This is a genomic window from Argonema galeatum A003/A1 (assembly GCF_023333595.1).
In the GTDB taxonomy this organism is placed as follows: Bacteria; Cyanobacteriota; Cyanobacteriia; order Cyanobacteriales; family Aerosakkonemataceae; genus Argonema; species Argonema galeatum.
On the sequence record NZ_JAIQZM010000091.1, the window covers coordinates 1 to 1,582 of the forward strand.

1 protein-coding gene is annotated in these 1,582 nt (G+C 52.7%); it reads right to left on the bottom strand.

What is annotated here, in order from left to right:
* On the bottom strand, positions 1–1,582 hold a 1,582-nt coding region (locus tag LAY41_RS32510; RefSeq protein WP_275974502.1), incomplete at both ends, for an FG-GAP-like repeat-containing protein.

Consider the following 1,582-nt stretch of genomic DNA (forward strand, 5'->3'; position numbering starts at 1 on the left):
AAGTTGGTAGCAGCGCCAAAACTGCCTGTCCCTGTCCCTAATAGGACGCTGACGTTGTTGGAGTTAAAGTTCGCCGCCGCGATGTCGGTTTTCCCATCGCCGTTGAAGTCTCCCACGGTGACGGAAAGGGGACTATTCCCCACAGCAAAGTTGGTAGCAGCGCCAAAACTGCCTGTCCCTGTCCCTAATAGGACGCTGACGTTGTTGGAGGTACGGTTCGCCGCCGCGATGTCGGTTTTGCCATCACCGTTGAAGTCTCCCACGGTGACGGAATAGGGATTAGTCCCCACAGCAAAGTTGGTAGCAGCAGCGAAGGTAGTGGTGGCGGTGGCGGTGTCGAGGGTGTAGCCAGTACCCGACAGCAGGTTGACTTTTACTGTTTCCCCACCCGCTTCAATTACCGCATCATCTACTGGTTTGGCGACTAAGGTAGCACTGGTGACTCCCGCCGCAATGGTAAAACTGGAAGCAGTAATCGCAGTAATCCCCGTGCTAGTTGCGAGGTCAAAACTGTAGTCAGTAGCAGAAGTGGCGGTACTACCTGTGGTGTCAAAGCTGACGGTAATCGGTGTAGGTGAAGCGGCGTTGAGGCTGATGTTGAAGATGCCGTTGGTGGGGCCAGATTCGCTGGGGGCGGTGCCAGCGGTCATACTGATTACTGGGTCATTGTCAATAATTGTCAGGCTGGCGTTATTTGCTGCACCGACGGTGTAACCTGTACCGCTGTTGAGGGTGAGTTGAACGGTTTCGCTGGGGTCAATAACTGTATCGTCAACGGGAGTAACGTTTAAGACGGCGCTGGTTTGTCCGGCGGCGATAGTGAAGCTGGTGGCGGTGACGGCGCTAATGTTGCTTCCGGCGGCGATGCTGTAGTCGGTGGTGGTGGTAGCGGTTCCGGCGAGGGCGAAGTTGATGGTTATCCCACCTGCTGGGGCTGGGCTATTTAAGGTAATGACAAATGTGCCGTTGGTGGGGCCACTTTCGGTGGGTGTAGCACCAGCGGCGATGGTGGCGGTGAGGTTATCGTTATCGACAATAGTTAGAGTTGAATTTGTCTGCGTACCTAAGACGAAATTGGCCGAAGGATTAATTAAAGTCAGGGTAAGATTTTCATTCCCTTCCACTAAGTTATCGTCAGTGATGGGAACGACAACAGTTTTAGTTGTTTCGTTGCTAAGAAAGTTGATAGTTTGAGTGGTGTTAGTGAAATCAGTTCCACCCGTAGCAGTTCCATCAGTAAACTGCACATCTACACTACCGGGACTGAGTGCATCACCAGTGCGATTGATAGTAACTGCAACACCAACTACCGTACCATTTTCATTAACTTGATAAGTAGCCGCAGAAAACTCAACGCTTACTGGGTCATTATCAATGATGGTGCGCGTTGCAGTGGGTTGGTTGTTATTGAGCAGCACGCTGACGTTGTTGGAGTCACGGTTCGCCGCCGCGATGTCGGATTTCCCATCGCCGTTGAAGTCTCCTACGGTGACGGAAGCGGGAGTAGTCCCCACAGCAAAGTTGGTAGCAGCGCCAAAACTGCCTGTCCCTGTCCCTAATAGGACGCTGACGTTGTTGGAGT